The 16,894-nt window shown below is 57.3% G+C and carries 16 protein-coding genes and 2 riboswitches; of the genes, 14 read left to right on the top strand and 2 right to left on the bottom strand.

What is annotated here, in order from left to right; genetic code table 11:
• Nucleotides 1-193 precede the first annotated feature (193 nt).
• The 13 genes from JZM60_RS01255 (at nt 194) to rnk (ending at nt 14,645) form a co-directional block, all read left to right on the top strand.
• On the top strand, nt 194-1,171 hold the full coding sequence (locus tag JZM60_RS01255) for a GSU2403 family nucleotidyltransferase fold protein (protein ID WP_207163742.1): 978 nt from the start codon (nt 194-196) through the stop codon (nt 1,169-1,171).
• 92 nt (nt 1,172-1,263) lie between these two features.
• On the top strand, nt 1,264-1,602 hold the full coding sequence (locus JZM60_RS01260; protein WP_207163743.1) for a hypothetical protein: 339 nt from the start codon (nt 1,264-1,266) through the stop codon (nt 1,600-1,602).
• Nucleotides 1,603-1,825: 223 nt separating this feature from the next.
• Nucleotides 1,826-1,966, top strand: coding sequence for a hypothetical protein (locus JZM60_RS01265; protein WP_207163744.1), 141 nt, complete (start codon nt 1,826-1,828; stop codon nt 1,964-1,966).
• Nucleotides 1,967-1,994: 28 nt separating this feature from the next.
• Nucleotides 1,995-4,103 (top strand): 5-histidylcysteine sulfoxide synthase, encoded by a 2,109-nt coding sequence (ovoA, locus tag JZM60_RS01270; protein WP_207163745.1) that lies wholly within the window; start codon nt 1,995-1,997, stop codon nt 4,101-4,103.
• A 220-nt stretch (nt 4,104-4,323) separates the two neighbouring features.
• A complete protein-coding gene (locus JZM60_RS01275) occupies nt 4,324-5,073 on the top strand; it encodes a rhodanese-like domain-containing protein (RefSeq protein ID WP_207163746.1) in 750 nt (249 codons plus the stop codon).
• Nucleotides 5,074-5,360: 287 nt separating this feature from the next.
• A complete protein-coding gene (locus tag JZM60_RS01280; protein ID WP_207163747.1) occupies nt 5,361-6,323 on the top strand; it encodes an SGNH/GDSL hydrolase family protein in 963 nt (320 codons plus the stop codon).
• Between the two features lie 96 nt (nt 6,324-6,419).
• Nucleotides 6,420-6,496: riboswitch (cyclic di-GMP riboswitch) on the top strand.
• 143 nt (nt 6,497-6,639) lie between these two features.
• Nucleotides 6,640-6,716, top strand: a riboswitch (cyclic di-GMP riboswitch).
• 83 nt (nt 6,717-6,799) lie between these two features.
• Complete coding sequence (locus tag JZM60_RS01285; RefSeq protein ID WP_207163748.1) at nt 6,800-8,110, top strand: L,D-transpeptidase family protein; 1,311 nt, start codon at nt 6,800-6,802, stop codon at nt 8,108-8,110.
• Nucleotides 8,111-8,179: 69 nt separating this feature from the next.
• Complete coding sequence (locus tag JZM60_RS01290) at nt 8,180-8,482, top strand: Lpp/OprI family alanine-zipper lipoprotein (protein ID WP_207163749.1); 303 nt, start codon at nt 8,180-8,182, stop codon at nt 8,480-8,482.
• A gap of 67 nt (nt 8,483-8,549) precedes the next feature.
• Complete coding sequence (locus JZM60_RS01295) at nt 8,550-9,497, top strand: L,D-transpeptidase family protein (protein WP_207163750.1); 948 nt, start codon at nt 8,550-8,552, stop codon at nt 9,495-9,497.
• Nucleotides 9,498-10,007: 510 nt separating this feature from the next.
• Entirely contained in the window at nt 10,008-11,171 is a 1,164-nt protein-coding gene (locus JZM60_RS01300; protein WP_207163751.1) for a choice-of-anchor F family protein, read from the top strand.
• Between the two features lie 237 nt (nt 11,172-11,408).
• Nucleotides 11,409-11,918: a hypothetical protein gene (locus tag JZM60_RS01305; protein ID WP_207163752.1), complete on the top strand. Its 510-nt coding sequence runs from the start codon at nt 11,409-11,411 to the stop codon at nt 11,916-11,918.
• Between the two features lie 325 nt (nt 11,919-12,243).
• The gene (locus JZM60_RS01310; RefSeq protein WP_207163753.1) at nt 12,244-13,992 is read left to right on the top strand and encodes a SulP family inorganic anion transporter; all 1,749 of its coding nucleotides are present in this window, start codon (nt 12,244-12,246) and stop codon (nt 13,990-13,992) included.
• 224 nt (nt 13,993-14,216) lie between these two features.
• Nucleotides 14,217-14,645: a nucleoside diphosphate kinase regulator gene (rnk, locus tag JZM60_RS01315; RefSeq protein ID WP_207163754.1), complete on the top strand. Its 429-nt coding sequence runs from the start codon at nt 14,217-14,219 to the stop codon at nt 14,643-14,645.
• Nucleotides 14,646-14,724: 79 nt separating this feature from the next.
• On the opposite strand, the gene lpxC is transcribed toward rnk, so the two are convergent.
• Both lpxC and JZM60_RS01325 read right to left on the bottom strand, forming a co-directional pair.
• Nucleotides 14,725-15,552: a UDP-3-O-acyl-N-acetylglucosamine deacetylase gene (gene lpxC, locus JZM60_RS01320; RefSeq protein WP_207163755.1), complete on the bottom strand. Its 828-nt coding sequence runs from the start codon at nt 15,550-15,552 to the stop codon at nt 14,725-14,727.
• Between the two features lie 60 nt (nt 15,553-15,612).
• Entirely contained in the window at nt 15,613-15,843 is a 231-nt protein-coding gene (locus JZM60_RS01325) for a hypothetical protein (RefSeq protein WP_207163756.1), read from the bottom strand.
• A 283-nt stretch (nt 15,844-16,126) separates the two neighbouring features.
• On the opposite strand from JZM60_RS01325, the gene JZM60_RS01330 reads away from it, so the two are divergent.
• Nucleotides 16,127-16,825: a YkgJ family cysteine cluster protein gene (locus JZM60_RS01330; RefSeq protein ID WP_207163757.1), complete on the top strand. Its 699-nt coding sequence runs from the start codon at nt 16,127-16,129 to the stop codon at nt 16,823-16,825.
• Nucleotides 16,826-16,894: the final 69 nt, after the last annotated feature.

The following is a 16,894-nucleotide window of genomic DNA, read 5'->3' on the forward strand; positions in this document are numbered from 1 at the left end:
TTTGCTCGAATGTGTGGAATGTAACCTCCAACCAGGGCCTTGGACGCCGACCGGGTCTGAGAAACGCCCCGGACGGGTCAAGGCCCAGCCCGTTGGGTGAAGAAAAATAAGGGTGAAAGTGTGCCTCTACGCAATAACCAAGAAAAGAATTATCTTCTTGAAATAACTTATTTTTCCCAGTAAATTATCAAATATGAAAAAAATGAGGAAAAAATACAGTTGGATCGATATTGGAGATGATGCGAGACGGCAGTACATCGATGCTCAGTCCGTATTTACTGCATGGGAAGAAGCATACAAGGACATGTTGAGTGTTCGTGGAAGCATGCGTTGGAAAAATCAGAATGGTACAGACTACCTAATTCGGGTGTCTACGGTTGGCAACAATAAAAGCTTAGGGCCCCGTTCAGAGGAAACAGAACAGATTCACGACAATTTTGTAGCAAGGAAAATTGCAGCGCAGCAGCGTTTCAGCGAATTGTCAGAAACATTAGAACGACAGCAACGGATGAACCGGGCGTTATTTGTAGGTCGAGCTCCGCGTATTCTTGTTGATATTTTGAACCGGTTATATAAAGAAGGCCTCTCTGGATTTTTCACCGTCATTGGAACTCATGCCTTATATGCTTATGAAGCAAGAGCAGGCGTACTCTTTGGTGAAACTGAGGCCATGGCCACCCAAGACATTGACTTTTTGCTAGATGTGCGAAAACGAATAAGCTTTGTGACAAAAATGAGGTATGCAGCCACTTCGATGTTGAAGTTAATACAAAAGGTTGACCCGAGTTTCAGGCTACGCGAGGATCAAAAATACACTGCCGTTAACAGCAGAGGATTTGAAGTTGATATTATCCGCAGAGAACCTAAAAATGACGACCCGCACCCTATGCGGCTAACTGACGATGAGGGCGATGAGTTTTATGTAGTGCCCGCTCGAAATGCCGGTATTCTTCTGGATGGGCCACCTTTTTCAGCGATAATTGTTTCTGCCTCTGGGCATATGGCCAGAATGAATACTATTTCCCCTTTAACATTCATCCAGTTCAAAAGGTGGATGGCAGAACAGGCGGATCGGGACACGATGAAACGATCAAGGGATCTTCTTCAAGCAAACTTGGTCGAGGAATTAGTAAACGAATATCTGCCACAACTTCTCACCCAAAAAAGTTAAAGCCCTTGCGTTTCAAGGGCTTTTTTAGTTAATTCTCAAAATCAAATAGAGTCGAAGCGCAACTAAGACGTATATTTCAAAGGGGAAGAGCAATGAGTAGGAAATTAAAAGCTGAAGAAAAAGAATACGACGACGAAATCCTCAAATCATATGAGAGCGGAGAGTGGAAATCGGTGCCTAATCTCGATGACGAGATTGCCCGCTATGCATCGAGTGCTGCAGCCACCCTGACCAAAGATAAACGAATAAACATCCGGCTGTCTTCTCGGGACCTCGAAGATATCCAAACGAGGGCTGCTGAAGCAGGTATGCCCTACCAGACGCTGATTGCCAGTATCGTTCACAAATATGCCAGCGGCCGGCTCGTCGAGACCGTATCACGTCCAACCAAGCGCTCAGCCGGTCGCGCAAAAAAGCTGCGCGCCGGTTAGCTATCCCCCGTCAGGTGAATTGAAACCGAGAAAAGTTGCGAATCCCGTAATCCCCCCGTATGCAGCCAGCTTTTAGGGCAATCCGACCGAACACGGCACATCAGCAACGAACCGCAACAATCCATGTCATAGACAGTAGTCAATAACCGGGGGGGACACAACATGAAATTGGCGCCCCCGTAATTCCTGGTGTCGCCGGAATTTCTTCACTATCCGTCCTGTGGTGGCGCCCCGGAAGACCGACGCCAACCGGCAGATCATCACCTCCATCGTAGTCCCACTTCCCCCTCCACCGATTACACCCTGTGAAACGGCGGAGAGCGCCTTGACCCTGGTGCAGGCTCTGGCATCCTTTATCGGGTAACGTCAGACCACAGACGGAGGATCAGACCATGGAACTGCGCAATACCCGCACCACCATCCTCAACGAGGGCGATCCTGAACAGAAACGTGCCGAGATCCTGGAGTACTTCCATCGTACCTTCGACATTGACGAGAAGCTTTACGAAACCCTCAAGTACGACGATACCTTCTACCTGAGGGCGGACCAGCTACGGCATCCCCTCATCTTCTACTTCGGCCACACCGCCACCTTTTTCATCAACAAGCTGACCATCGCCCGGGTGATCGACACCCGCATCAACCCCCGCTTCGAATCGATGTTCGCGGTGGGGGTTGACGAAATGTCGTGGGACGACCTGGATGCCACCCACTACGACTGGCCGACCCGCCAGGCGGTGAAGGAGTACCGGGACAAAGCACGGGAACTGGTGGACGGCCTGATCCGCGGCCTGCCGCTGAAGCTTCCCATCACCTGGGAGGACCCCTTCTGGGCGATCATGATGGGGATCGAGCATGAGCGGATCCATCTGGAAACCTCATCGGTGCTGATCCGCCAGCTTCCCATCGACCAGGTGGTGCAGCTCCCCTTCTGGGATATTTGCCGCGAGGCTGGGGAGCCGCCGGTCAACGGACTGCTGCCGGTGCCGGGGGGGAAGGTGAGCCTCGGCAAGCCAGGGGATCATCCCCTCTATGGCTGGGACAACGAGTACGGCCGCCACGAGGCCGAGGTGGCCGGCTTCAAGGCCGCATGCCTTCTGACCTCCAATCGGGAGTACCTGGCGTTTGTGGAGGCCGGCGGCTACCGCGAGCAGCGGTGGTGGACCGAGGAGGGGTGGAACTGGCGGAACTTCCGCGAAGCGGAGCATCCACTCTTCTGGCTGAAAGGCGACGGCGGCTGGAAGCTGCGAACCATGGCGTCGGTCATAGATCTCCCCTGGAACTGGCCGGTGGAGGTGAACTACCTGGAGGCCAAGGCTTTCTGCGCCTGGAAGTCCGCTCAATCGGGGCTGCCGATCCGCCTCCCCACCGAAGACGAGTGGAACCGGCTGCGGGACGTCTCCGCCATCCCCGATCAGCCCTGGTGGGAGAGGGCGCCGGGCAACATCAATCTGGAGTACTGGTCCTCCTCCTGCCCTGTGGACCGGTTCCGCTCCGGCGATTTCTACGATGTGATCGGCAACGTCTGGCAGTGGACCGAGACCCCCATCTACCCCTTCCACGGCTTCAAGATCCACCCGTGGTACGACGACTTCTCCACGCCCACCTTCGACACCCGGCACAACCTGATCAAGGGGGGCTCCTGGATCTCCACCGGCAACGAGGCCACCCGCGACTCCCGCTACGCCTTCCGCCGCCACTTCTTCCAGCATGCCGGGTTCCGCTACGTGGAGAGCGCCGCCCCGGTGGAGGTCCATCAGGATCAGTACGAGACCGATGCCCTGGCGGCCGAGTACTGCGACGCCCATTACGGCGCGGAGCATCTCGGCGTTCCCAACTTCCCCGCTACCTGTGCGGAGATATGCCTCCGGCTGATGGAGGGACGCCCCAGGCGCCATGCCCTGGACCTGGGATGCGCCGTGGGGCGAGCTGCCTTTGAACTGGCCCGCGGGGGATTCGAACGGGTCACCGGCCTCGACTTCTCCACCCGGTTTTTCCGCCTGGCGGCCCGGATGCAAGAGGAAGGGTACCTGCGTTATGCTTTCCCCGAAGAGGGGGAGATCCTCTCGTTCCACGAGATCGGCCTGGCCGACCTGGGGCTCGACGGCATCCGCGAGCGGGTGGAGTTCTTCCAGGCCGACGCCTGCAACCTGCCGGAGAAGTTCACCGGCTACGACCTGGTGCTGGCCGCCAACCTCATCGACCGGCTCTACTCGCCGCGTCGCTTCCTCTCCACCATCCACGAGCGGATAAACTCCGGCGGGCTGCTGGTGATTACGTCGCCCTACACTTGGCTGGAGGAGTTCACCAAGAAGGAGGAGTGGCTCGGGGGCTACAAGGATGCGGGAGAGAACGTCACTACCCTGGACGGGTTGAAGGAGATGCTGGCTCCCCATTTCCGCCAGATTGGCGAGCCGCGGGACATCCCCTTCGTGATCCGCGAGAGCCGGCGCAAGTTCCAGCATAGCCTCGCCGAGCTCACCGTCTGGGAGCGGCGGTGACATTTCAGGCAAAGGAAGGCAGATGACGCAACACCCGGCTAGACCCATCTCCGCTGGCGCTCCGTGGGTCAGCCTTGTGCCGTTGAACTAATTTCATCAACGGACACCCTTAGTATTGATTATTACAATTACATCTATTCATATTATTGATAATACTAATTTGCATAGTTGCACTCAAGTCTGTTAGTACTTCCTCAAAAATTGTTTTGGAGGAAGTAACATGAAACTGAGAAATCTGGTTTTTGTGGTCATGCTGCTCTGTTGTTTTGCGGGTAGCGCACTTGCTGCACAACCGCAGGCGCAGGAGTATTCTGTAATTACCACTGAAGAACTGAAAAACATGCTTGATGCCGGAAAGATCAACCCCCTGATTTTTGACGCCCGGACCCCCGAGGAATACGAGGAGGTCCATATCAAGGGAGCAATCAGTCTGCCGATATCAAAACTGGAAAGAGATCCCGCTCTGTTGCAGGGTGACCTGGCCAGACCCCTTGTCTTTTACTGTAACGGTGTAAAGTGCGGCAAGAGCAAAAAGGCGGCAAAGCTGGCTGCCGGGCTCGGTTATCAGCACGTTCTGGTCTATTCCGAAGGGATGCCGGTGTGGGAGGAAAAAGGGCTGCCTATCTATGCCGGGCCGAACTATGAGGCGAAGATTGAAACCAAGAGACTTGATCCAGCGACTTTGAAAACATTGCTGGAAAGTGGCGCCGGCACTTTTCAACTGGTTGATGTGAGGGACAAAAACGAATATGACGAGGGGCATATTCCCGGGGCAATCAATATCCCGGCAGCCGCCTTTGCCGCCGGCTCCAAGGTGCTCGACAAGGAAAAGAAGATCATTGTGTACTGCAACAGTGGTGGTCGTAGTTACAACGCCTATCGCAAACTCATGAAACTGGGATACGGCGACATCAATCAGGCGCTGCTGGCCGATTGGAAAGCGGCCGGCTTCCCGGCGTCCAAGCTGTAATCCACTCCTGAAATCGAATGGTGCCCCTTCTTCCTCTACCCTGGCCGAACCGGGGTGGAGGAAGAAGGGGTATTTTTATTTATTGCTAATTAACGGATTGTATGACATCAAAGCCGCATGCCACACATGGAATGACTGACAATACCGAATTTCCCTCGCCATGTAATCCACGGGGTCACAACCGCCAGCCGCCATTTGCCTGTGATGATGATTACCTGAACAATCTGGTTGAGTGGAAAAACAATCTCGGCTGCCGACTTTAAACCAACAACCAGGGAGGGTAAAACATGAAATCGTTACGTGTGAACAAATGGGCAATCATGGGGCTTTTGATGGTTCTCGTGCTCCAGGCGCCGACCTGGGCCATGGCGCAAACCACATTCGGGCGGATCGTGGTGTTCGGAGACAGCCTGTCCGATCCCGGCAACCTGTTTGCCCTGGAGGGTGGAGCGAACACTCCCCCCTACGACTCGCTGGATCAACTGCTCATTCCCGACAGCCCCTATGCGCGGGGAGGCCACCACTTCAGCAACGGGGCCACCTGGATTGAGCAGCTTGCACGGCCGTTGGGACTCAACGGTAATACCCGCCCCGCCTTTCAGGGATCAGGGACCGAGGCGACCAATTACGCGGTGGGCGGGGCAAGGGCCCGTGAGGACGGAATCAACGTGAACCTCCAAACCCAGGTTACCGCGTTCCTCAACGATTTTGGCGGCGTCGCCCCGGCCGATGCCCTTTACGTGGTGGAATTCGGCAGCAACGACATCCGCGACGCATTGGCGGCAGGCGCTGCCGGCGGGACCATCCTCGAAGGTGCCCTCTCCTCCCTCGGCAACAACCTTGGAGCCCTGTATGCGGCGGGTGCCCGGAAGTTCCTTGTCTGCAACGCACCCGACATCTCGCTTACTCCGGCAGTTCTCACCATCGACAAATTCACCCCCGGCGCCGCCCAGTTCGCCCAGTTCCTGACGTCCTCCTACAACTCGGGGCTCGATCTTCTCGCGGGTTCCATGGCGGGACTTGCCGGCATAGAGATCGTGCGGGTTGATTTCTTCCAGAAGCTGCACGAGTTGGTTGCCACCCCGGCGGTATTCGGCCTGAGCGTGGTGGATAAAGCCTGCGTAATGCCCGGCACCCCACCCTATGCCTGCGAGAATCCGGATCAGTTCCTGTTCTGGGATGGAACCCATCCGACCAGGGCGGTCCATGCCATCATGGCGCAGGAAGCTACTCTCGCCCTGGGGAACTGACCGGAGTGCTTTCGGGGAGCAACTGGGGGGTTGGCACCTAATATATTATTGACAAATCTTCACAGTGATATAATATTGCCAAAATTTTTGAGGGATAGACGACAATACTAAACCATCCGCAAGGATGGGGCGGAAAGCCTACAGGGTCTCACCGAGACAGCCGGGTTGCCGAAATATCACATCGATATCGGCCCCGGCTTTTTTTATTGGCAGAAGCGTGAGGCAGCGGCCGGATCGGCAAGGGGCGAGTCTTTGCGGAACACCGTATTATGCGGTGCGTGTACGTAACGGAAGCGGCAAAAAATCAGTTGGTGGTAGACGATAATACTAAACCATTCGCGAGAATGGGGCGGAAAGCCTACAGGGTCTCACCGAGACAGCCGGGTTGCCGAAATATCACGGGATATTCGGCCCCGGCTTTTTTTATTTCCCGCCGGGGAATAATACAATCGTTGAGAAAGGTACCGTATTGAACCATGGGTAGAATCGCCAACCTCTCCATCTCTGCCGGTTATTTTCGTCTGATACTGCTCTGTCTGGGCATTATTGCGCTTCAAGGATGTTCGACGCTTAGCATCCGGGAACCGTCCATTGCGACAGGGCGCATGGCAACCTCTATCGAACAGCATGACTTCGCAGTCGCCGGGGGCAATGACGTCATCGGCCGTCTGGCCGTCGTAAAACTTGAAAAAGGGGACACACTGCCGGACATCGCCCGGCACTTCGGCCTGGGGATCAATGCGATCAGCGCCGCCAATCCGCGGGTTGATGTCTGGGCGCCCAAGGCCGGCGAGCAGGTTGTCCTGCCGCTCAGTTTCATCCTTCCGGATGCCCCGCGGAAAGGGATTGTGGTCAACGTCGCCACGATGCGGCTCTTTCAGTACAAGGGAGAAGGCGCGGCGCTGGCGGTATCGACCTACCCCGTCGGCGTCGGGACCGGGGAGCGCCCCACCCCCATCGGCCCGACAAAGGTCTATCGCAAGGCTGCCCGGCCAACCTGGCATGTGCCGGCGTCCATTGCCGAGGACCATCGAAAGAAGGGCGACCCGCTTCCGCCGCAAGTGCCGCCGGGGCCGGAGAACCCGTTGGGAGAATACGCTCTCTACCTGAGCAAAGCCGGTTACCTGATCCATGGCACGAACAAGCCGGCCAGCGTTGGGCTGAATGCGACCAACGGCTGCATGCGGCTCTATCCGGAGAACATCAAGGAGCTTTTCAACGACACACCGGTAAATACCCCGGTGGCCATCGTCAACCAGCCTTATCTCGTCGGCCAGCGTGACGGCGTGCTGTACATGGAAGCCCATACTCCCCGGGAAGACTCTGGCGCCCCTGAACTGGCGAAGATCTACGAAGAGTTGCGAACCATCGAAAAGAAGGCCGGACGGCCGATGGACTGGAACAAGGTCAAAGAAGTACAGACCGCAGCCATGGGCATTCCGGTCCCGATATTCGCCCTCAGGCCGGGGAGCGGCGAGTTGGTGGCGAAGGCCATCGTCGTTGAACACCCGGACACATTGCAGGGCCGGCCGGAGATCCCGGAGCTGAGACTTGATGCATGGTATGTGCTGGCCGCCGATATGCGTAGCGAGATTGAAGCCCGGCGGCTTGCCGCCATCATCACCCATCAGGGGCCGCCGATACCGGCCAGGGTGCTGGCAAATAACGATAGTTACAGGGTTCTGGCCGGACCTTTTGCCGATGACGATGCCGCCAGGGACGCGGCCAAACGTCTGAAGATCGATCTGGAACTGGACGGCATTGTGATTGATCCGGTCAGGAAGTAGCCCGTCCGTTCCGGGCAAACGGGCAACCGCCCCGGCAAGACAATCTGACGGAAAGGAGGTGATACGCAAATGAAAAAAACTCTCGTACTGATCTCGATGATGCTTGTTCTCCCTGCCGCGTTGATTGGATGTGCAACTTCCGGAGAGCTGGAGAAGGTGCAGGCGGATCAAAGAATCCTTGATGCGAAAGTTCAGCAGGCAGTGCAGGACGCACAAGCAGCCAAGGCCGCAGCCGATGCGGCCAAAGTCAAGGCAGACGACGCCACCGTCCGCGCCGACAGCGCCATAAAGGCGGCGGAGGAGCGGGAACGGATCGCCGATGAAAAGGCGAAACAGGCTGACCTGGTTTTTCAGAAATCCATGAAGAAGTAGTTCGGCAACAAGGGGCCGCCGGCAATGCCGGCGGCCTCCGCATAATAAGGAAACAAGAGGGCCGGTAATGGCTGACAAACGGAATCGGATGGGCAGACGCAGCCTCGTCCTTATCGGAATCATGGCAGTGCCGCTCCTGATGGCAGGCTGCGGGCATTTCAGCGAGACCATTCAGTCCAGGCAGACTTTTGAAGAGGCGCATCTCCTGTTCAAGCAGGGCAGCTACCAGGAATCGCTGGACTCGTACGAGCAGATTATCGGCAGCTATCCCACTACGGGAGACCGGGCGCTCTTCGAAATGGGGCTTATCTATTCATATCCGGATAACGAGCAGAAGGATTACGGGAAGGCCATGGACTGTTTCCGGAAGCTCATCGCGGATTATCCCGACAGCGACTACCGGTCTCACAGTGAAACGATGATCTTTTACCTCAACAATGTCCCCATAAAAGACAGGATGGTAGCCACCCAGCAGACGACGATCGAAACGCTCCAGAGCGAGGTTAAGGAGAAAGAGGCAGAGATTGCCGCCCTGCAACGGAAGATCGGCGAACTCGAAAAGAATGTCTTTGCCTACGCCATCCAAAAGCCCACCATCGACAAGATCCTGATCGAAAAACAGGCGCGGCGGATGTTGCTGCTCTCAAAGGGGAAAGTGCTCAAAAGCTACCGGATTGCCCTGGGTGGAAACCCGATCGGTCCGAAAGAGCGGCAGGGGGACAACAAAACACCGGAAGGAACCTACACCATCGACTCACGAAACCGCGACAGCCGCTACCACTGCGCCCTCCGCATATCCTACCCGAACGAGCGGGACAGGAAGCGGGCGCGGGAGCTCGGCGTTTCGCCCGGCGGAGACATCATGATCCACGGCATCAAGAATGGCTTTGCCCGGGTCGGCGATGCCCATGCGGAGAGCGACTGGACAAAGGGGTGCATCGCCGTGACAGACGAGGAAATCGAGGAACTCGACAAGCTGGTGCCCAATGGCACGGTTGTCGAAATCAAACCATAGGAGCCCTGCCGGCATCCCTACCCCGAGCAGAAGCTTGAGGGTACCCCCCTTTCTCTGCAAATTTTTCATATCTTCGGGAAACCGCCGGGGCCGAAATGGCCCGCCGCGCGCCCCCACAAATTTTTCTGCACAGCACATGACGTATCCACGCAACCCTGGTTGCATAGCGCAACCAGAGCTGCGGACATCCCCTGCAGCCCCTGTCAGCCCGACCGCGCCGACGCCACGCCCGGCATTTCCCGGAGCAACAACACGTCCCGGCCCGCCTCTACGCATTGTGTCCGCCAATCTACTTGCATCTGCAACGACAAACTCTTCCCTCCGGCAACTTGCAGTAACGCTTCGAAGAAGGCAACCACAGTTGCGGCCTTTCGAAACCCGCCGTTCATGCTTTATCTAAAAAAACCAGCAATAACAATACATTAAACACAGCAACACTATTGGTATGTCAGTTGCTAAATATACCATAAAGAACCATTAATAAATCAGACAACAAAAAGGAGAACGAGCATGTCGAAAAGCAAATCCGCCAAAAAGCTGTCTGCACTGCTGGGAGCATCGCTGTTGGTTGCCGCTTCAGCCGCCAGCGCCGGAACCATCACCGGCTGGGACATGAGTAACGTCACGGTGGCGCCGCCTCCCTACACTGAGTTCGTGAAATACAGGAGCACGCTCTTCACCAGCGCCGCAAAGTCAGCCACCAACGGGTATGTGGGGTGGGAAGAGTCCGATGTCACTGCCCCGGGGATGAAGGTTGTCAACAAGGATGATGTCACCGGGAAGCGGTGCATCATGACCACCGGCTACAACCCCTATGACTTCTCCGACAAGATGTGCTCCGACCCGATCCAGTCCAGCAAGCGCTGGAAGGTCAGCGGAGTCAACGGCCAGCCGGTCGATGTGTACTTCAAGGTCGCGACCGATACCCTCACGACTATCTACAACTCCATGCAGAAGCTGACCGACAACGACGTCAGAAAGTGGAAAGGGTTCAAAGCCCAGCTGGGCTTCATGGTAAACGGCGTGTTCACCCCGTCCAAGGCCCTTGACGGCCTCGGCTTCTCCACCAGCAAGGGCAAATATTTCACCACCACCACCTCCGCCCTTCAGTCCGCAGAAACCCTGTCAGCCCTCTTCGCCCAAGGCCTTGCCGGACCGGCAGACGCCAACCATCCTGAAACCGGCTATTTTGACCCGATCAACCGTTTCAGCTACTTCCTCAACGCCACCGAAGACATCATCGACAGCGGCCTGATAACCTCCAACTACTATGCACTGTTCGGCGACTGGAACTACCTTTCCGGCGTCCCCTCCGGCTACTACTATGACGACGACAACAACATCAACACCGACAACACCCTGATGGCCAACTGCGACGGCAACTTCGTGGTGACCGACCCGGTCATGGGCTCCGGCTACTGCGAAGGGACCTGGGTAACCTACCGCAGCAAGGCGGGCCTTGACGCCAACGGCATTCCCTATCCTTCCGACGGCGTCAAGAAGCCGGTTCCGGCCGATGTGCTGGCTGCCTGGGAATCCAACCCGCTCTACATGACCGGTCCCGTCGAAGACCTGGCAAACCTGGGACTGAACTACTACATTACCGTAAACAATCTGAACTCCAAGTGGCCGACACCGAACCAGTTCGTACTCCGCTTCATCCCCAAGTACTGATCGAAGATGGAAGGATTTCTTGACTGAACAAGGCACGGAATCGCAGGACTGTTGTGTTGCAACAGCGCGGGAGGGGCAAAAGCTCCTCCCGCTTTTTTTAACGAGGGGACCAGGAGAAAATTGAAAATTTAGTAGAAAACGAATGACTCTCCCCCTATTATTCAGGAGAGCGGGATCACGTCATCCCCTGCGCTGAAGCTGACCCACCCGTCAGAATCCGGGAGAAGCCCTTAAAACATGACCGCAGCAAGTTCCGTGGAAAACAACGAAGATTATTCCCTTTGCAGCGCCTGCGGCGGCGAGTGCTGCCGGACCAGGCCTGGAATAGAAGCGCCGGAACGATTCCTCACGGCAGCCTCCCCTGCCGAAGAACTGGCCCGACTGCTGGCGACCGGCCTGTGGGTCCTCGACCGCCATTACGGCATCCCCTATTCGCCGGAAAAGGGGGAAAAGGGAGACCCCGACCGGATTATCCTCTATCCCCGGCCGGCAACGCGGCAGGAACGGGAAGCGGGGGATGTCCAGGTGCTCCCCGGCGCGGGTGAATGCGTTCTCCTGGGAGAAGACGGCTGCACCCTGCCCTTTGAAGAGCGCCCCCGGGCCTGCCAGGCCCTGGCACCGGCGGAGGGCTTCGCCTGCACTTCATCCTGGACCCGGTTCGATGCGGCAAAGGAATGGCTTTCCCACCAGAAAATGGTCGGCAAGGCACTCTCAATTCTGGCCTCTCCTCCCGCCCCAAAAGTTTAATCAAATAAAACAACGTTTAACTTGAATTCTGCGATTCTTTTTAGTAAGGTTGGGTTTCCCTGACGGGGACCTCCATCTGCTCACCCTCCCCGCCTTGCGGACATGATTGAACTATATGTTCGTCGAAGTACCTATCACCTGGCCTAGACTTTACCTTGCGGTACCCCTCCTGCGGAATCCCCTCGAGTAAAGATGCCTGACCATCTGATATCTACCGATCCGAGGCCGAGATCGCATGATGTCATGACGACGCCGTACCTGACGCCGCCGATGCACGATTCCGACTTCCGGACGACGAAATTATCACGACAAGGAGTAGTGTCTGATGAATTCTCGTTTGGTTCCCGAGCTCGTTTCATGCCTCAAAGGAGGCTACACCCGCTCAAATCTGGTCAACGACCTCATGGCCGGCGTCATTGTCGGCATCGTCGCCCTCCCCCTGGCAATCGCCTTTGCCATCGCCTCGGGGGTGAAGCCTGAACAGGGGCTCTTCACCGCCGTCATTGCCGGTCTGATCATCTCGGTCCTGAGCGGCAGCCGCGTCCAGATCGGCGGCCCCACCGGCGCGTTCATCGTGGTGGTCGCGTCCATCGTGGCCCAATACGGTTACGGAGGCCTTGCCATGGCCACCATCATGGCGGGCGCGCTTCTGGTCTGCATGGGTTTAGCGCGGATGGGCGGCGTCATCAAGTTTATCCCCTATCCCATGACGGTCGGTTTCACGAGCGGCATCGCTCTCATCATCGCCACGACCCAGATAAAAGACTTCCTCGGACTCACGATTCCCCATCCTTCCAGCGAGTTTCTGGAGAAAATGGGCGATTACACCGGTAATATCGGAAGTTTTAATCCCTCTGCAATCCTGGTAGGGGGGGTATCCCTCGTCATCATCGTTCTCTGGCCCAGGGTGACCAAGCGTATCCCCGGTTCCATCGTGGCCATACTCGCCGGAACAGCCCTGGCACAGCTCTTCGATCTGCCGGTATCGACAATCGGAAGCCAGTTCGGCAGCGTCCCGTCCCAACTGCCGATGCCGGCGCTACCGGAGTTCGACTGGCATCAGTTGCCGAAGCTCATCTCTCCGGCTTTCACCATTGCAATTCTTGCCGCCATCGAATCTCTTCTGTCGGCGGTGGTAGCAGACGGCATGACCGGCATGCGACACCGCTCCAACATGGAACTGGTGGCCCAGGGGGTTGCCAACATCGCCTCCCCCCTCTTCGGCGGCATCCCGGCCACCGGCGCCATCGCCCGTACCGCCACCAACATCAAGAACGGCGGCCGGAGCCCCATCTCCGGCATTATCCACGCGATCACGCTGCTTCTGATCCTCATGTGCTTCGGCAAGTGGGCGACGCTGATCCCCATGGCGACACTGGCAGCCGTGCTTCTGGTGGTTTCGTACCACATGAGCGAATGGCGGCATTTCGTGAAACTGCTGCGCGCCCCCCGCACCGACGTCCTGGTCATGGTCACCACCTTCGCCCTGACGGTCTTCATCGACCTGACCGTTGCCATCGAGGTGGGTGTCGTGCTCTCGGCGCTCCTCTTCATGAACCGGATGGCCTCCGCCACGGAAATCCGTCACCTCTCCCGCGAGTTTAACGACGAGTACGATGACATACCGGGGCAGCTCCTGCGGGCCGGCGACATCCCCGAAGGGGTGGAGGTGTTCGAAATCCGCGGCCCCTTCTTCTTCGGCGCCGCCACCCAGTTCAAAGACACCATCGGGCTGGTGGAAACCCCTCCCAAGGTGCTCATCCTGCATCTGGAGCATATCCTTTCCCTGGACGCCACCGCCATTCACTCCCTGGAGGAACTGGTACAGAAGGCGCGGCGCGACAAGACAAAACTCATCCTCTCGGGGGTCCACGCACGCCCCCTCGACAAGCTACACCGCACGGGGCTCTCCGCCCGGATCGGCCGCAAGCGGATTTTCACCCGCCTAGACAAGGCGCTGGCAGAAGCGCGACGGCTTGTGGAGGAAGACACCAAGAAACGCGCCATGCATGACAACCACTCCGCAACGCCTTGGCCCCCCAGCGGGGCAGCCCTCGAAGCACCAAGCCATTAGAACAGGTATAGTTCGGGCACAAAAAAAGCCGCATTCCAAGATGCGGCTTTTTTGTGCCCGAATATGCAACGGTTGGAGCCAGTGGCGGTTACAACTCCTTTAAGCCTGTTATTTCAGCTTCCTGAGACCAACCGGTTGATATCGACCGGCCTTTATGTATACTTGAAACTTTATCTGAAAGGGCCCCCCCTTCCAGGAGCATCAGCAAAAGGGAGCAGAATCCAATGAAGAAGTCAGCAGAAGAAAGAACCATCCACATCACCGAATTCGATCTCAGCCGACTGGAGGAACTGCTGGAGAAGGTCAACTCGGAAGATTCCCGTGACAGCAAACACCTCAAGGAACTGGAGGACGAACTGTTGCGCGCGGAAGTGGTCGAACCGCAGGATATCCCCGCCGACGTTATCACCATGAACTCGCAGATCCGCCTGAAGGACCTGGACAGCGGCGAAGAACCGGTCTATACCCTCGTCTTTCCCAGCGACGCGAGGCTGGAGGAAAACCGGATATCCATTCTGGCACCGGTGGGGACGGCGCTGCTGGGCTATCGGGTGGGCGATACCATTAAATGGAAAGTGCCGGGTGGTGTTCGCCGGCTGAAGGTTAAAAAAATACTCTACCAGCCGGAGGCGGCGGGGGATTTTCATCTGTAGACGTCCACAGAGGATTGATACGGAAAAGCCCGCTCGAAGCGGGCTTTTTTATGGGCACAACCGGAAGGAATGCACTTCATCAGTAGATTGCGTAGTTCTCCGGGTCGGAGAAAATCTCCTTAAGCAGCAGGTTGTTCAGGTGATGGCCGGTCTTGAATGCCTCCACTTTGCCGAGCATCCGGTAGCCGCAGGTGTAGAGGTCGCCAATGAGGTCCAGGATCTTGTGGTTCACCAGTTCCTGCTTGTAGCGAAGCCCATGGGGGTTGACGATGGTTTCTCCGCCGATGACCACGGCATTGTCCAGCGACCCACCCTTGGCCAGCCCTGCCTTGCGGATTGCCTCGATCTCCTCATGGAGGACGAAGGTACGGGAGTTGATGATGGAGACGGCATTCTCGACGTCCATGACCCGCTTCTTCTGCCTCCCCACGGGAGGCCGGAACTCGATGGTCATGGATATGTCGAGGGTGTTCAGTGGTTTGACCCGCACCCAGGCATCGTTGAGGGTAACCTCGACCGGGCGGAGCACCTTCAGGTAGACCCCCGCTTCGGGGAACTCATAGACCCCGGCGCGCCACATCTCATGATAGAACTCCCAGGCCGAACCGTCCATGATCGGCACCTCGGGTCCGTCGATGTAGACGAGGCAGTTGGTGATGCCCGAGTAGTAGAAGGCGGCCATCAGGTGCTCGATGGTGGCCACCGCCGCGCCATCCGCGGCAATCTGGGTGGAGAGGCGGGTGTCGGCAACCATGTCGTAGCGGGCCGGGATGAGGCGGCCGCCAAAGACGAAGGCAATCCCGAACTCCCTGCGGGGGAGGAATTCGAGGGTAACTGTCCGGCCCGTGTGGAGACCGACGCCGCTCAGTTTAAATATCCTGTTTATGGTTGTCTGACGCTTTATCATGGCTGAGGCCAATGGGTATCACAAAAACCGCCGCAGAGGGAAGAAAAAAACGGGTTTCAACTATCGGCAACCGCAGGACGACGCTTTGCACGACGCGGCACAGGCAAGGATTGACCGGTTGTCCCCATCAGCCTTAGCAAACCCCTCCAGCACCTCCCTGTCCACATACCATTGCCCGCCCTGCAGTTCTCCCCGGATTACCCCCTGCTTGATAAGCATAAGCAGACGCACGGGGGTGCTCCCCACCTCTTTTGCCGCATCCTCTATGGAAATCGAATCAACTGTTGACATGGGATCCTCCCGCTCTTTTGTCACGGCCCTGCCCAGGACCTGCAAGCGGTGTTACATGACACGTGCCAAGGAGGCTGCAAAACCGTTGTGCCGCGGCAAAGGCCGCCTGCAGCGATGAGGGCGGGGATCGCGCCAATTCCGCACCATTGCCCCAGGGTGCATGGTGCACCATCGCTGGGCAGCGGAGCCGGTTTTTCATGCATAATCAGCAAACGGCCAAAAATGCCCCCCCATTGACTGGGTCGTGATTTCCACTACACTTTCCGGAACAGGAGGAGCTGCCATGACTGCAACCGGCAACACACCCCCCTTTGATTTTTCAGCGTATTGCGGCGATATTGCCGATCTGGCGACGCAGGGTCTGGCCGTCGCGACAGGGGAGGAAGGGATCAGAAGCCTCATGGGCCGGGTGACGGGACGGGCGGAGGAAGTACTGTCTTCCAGGATGTCCCTTAAAGATCGGGGGCTTATCGCCTGCGGACCGGGCTGCGCCGCCTGCTGCACCATCAATGTAACGGTGCTTCTGCCCGAAGCCATTGCCATCGCCCGCTACGTCACGGGCGCAGGCAACGGACTCTCTCACTTGAAGCAGCGGATCGCCGATACAGCCTCCAGGGTACGCTGGATGGATGATGGCGAACGGATAAGTGCCGGTATCCCGTGCGCCTTCCTCGACGAAAGGGGGTGGTGCGTCATCCACCCGGTGCGACCCCTGACCTGCCGCGCTCTCTCATCCACCGACTCGCAGCAGTGCCGCCGCGCCCTCGCATCCCACGGCTCCTGCGAAGAAGAAATGATCGTCGTCAACATCTTCCAGAAATTTCTGATGGAGGAAACCTTCCGTGCGCTGTCGATGGCGCTGGAGCGGGCCGGTCTCGACATCAGCAGCCGGGAGTTGTGCCGTTCGGTAACACGTTGCATTCAGGACCCGCACCTTTCTGACGATTTTCTTGCCGGAAACCGCATCAGGTTCCCCGACTGAAAATGAGACGCCACAATCCGCAACGAAGCCCCGGAACCATGTGGTCCGGGGCTTCGTGCATCAGAAAAG

It is taken from the genome of Geobacter benzoatilyticus (assembly GCF_017338855.1).
In the GTDB taxonomy this organism is placed as follows: Bacteria; Desulfobacterota; Desulfuromonadia; order Geobacterales; family Geobacteraceae; genus Geobacter; species Geobacter benzoatilyticus.

What these genes read in the sequence shown, in the direction of transcription:
- JZM60_RS01330 (WP_207163757.1), top strand. Translation starts at nt 16,127, where the DNA reads ATGACTGCAACCGGCAACACACCCCCCTTTGATTTTTCAGCGTATTGC.
- JZM60_RS01290 (WP_207163749.1), top strand. Translation starts at nt 8,180, where the DNA reads ATGAAAAAAACTCTCGTACTGATCTCGATGATGCTTGTTCTCCCTGCC.
- JZM60_RS01310 (WP_207163753.1), top strand. Translation starts at nt 12,244, where the DNA reads ATGAATTCTCGTTTGGTTCCCGAGCTCGTTTCATGCCTCAAAGGAGGC.
- ovoA (WP_207163745.1), top strand. Translation starts at nt 1,995, where the DNA reads ATGGAACTGCGCAATACCCGCACCACCATCCTCAACGAGGGCGATCCT.
- rnk (WP_207163754.1), top strand. Translation starts at nt 14,217, where the DNA reads ATGAAGAAGTCAGCAGAAGAAAGAACCATCCACATCACCGAATTCGAT.
- JZM60_RS01255 (WP_207163742.1), top strand. Translation starts at nt 194, where the DNA reads ATGAAAAAAATGAGGAAAAAATACAGTTGGATCGATATTGGAGATGAT.
- JZM60_RS01275 (WP_207163746.1), top strand. Translation starts at nt 4,324, where the DNA reads ATGAAACTGAGAAATCTGGTTTTTGTGGTCATGCTGCTCTGTTGTTTT.
- JZM60_RS01285 (WP_207163748.1), top strand. Translation starts at nt 6,800, where the DNA reads ATGGGTAGAATCGCCAACCTCTCCATCTCTGCCGGTTATTTTCGTCTG.
- JZM60_RS01325 (WP_207163756.1), bottom strand. Translation starts at nt 15,843, where the DNA reads ATGTCAACAGTTGATTCGATTTCCATAGAGGATGCGGCAAAAGAGGTG.
- JZM60_RS01305 (WP_207163752.1), top strand. Translation starts at nt 11,409, where the DNA reads ATGACCGCAGCAAGTTCCGTGGAAAACAACGAAGATTATTCCCTTTGC.
- JZM60_RS01300 (WP_207163751.1), top strand. Translation starts at nt 10,008, where the DNA reads ATGTCGAAAAGCAAATCCGCCAAAAAGCTGTCTGCACTGCTGGGAGCA.
- JZM60_RS01280 (WP_207163747.1), top strand. Translation starts at nt 5,361, where the DNA reads ATGAAATCGTTACGTGTGAACAAATGGGCAATCATGGGGCTTTTGATG.
- JZM60_RS01260 (WP_207163743.1), top strand. Translation starts at nt 1,264, where the DNA reads ATGAGTAGGAAATTAAAAGCTGAAGAAAAAGAATACGACGACGAAATC.
- JZM60_RS01295 (WP_207163750.1), top strand. Translation starts at nt 8,550, where the DNA reads ATGGCTGACAAACGGAATCGGATGGGCAGACGCAGCCTCGTCCTTATC.
- lpxC (WP_207163755.1), bottom strand. Translation starts at nt 15,552, where the DNA reads ATGATAAAGCGTCAGACAACCATAAACAGGATATTTAAACTGAGCGGC.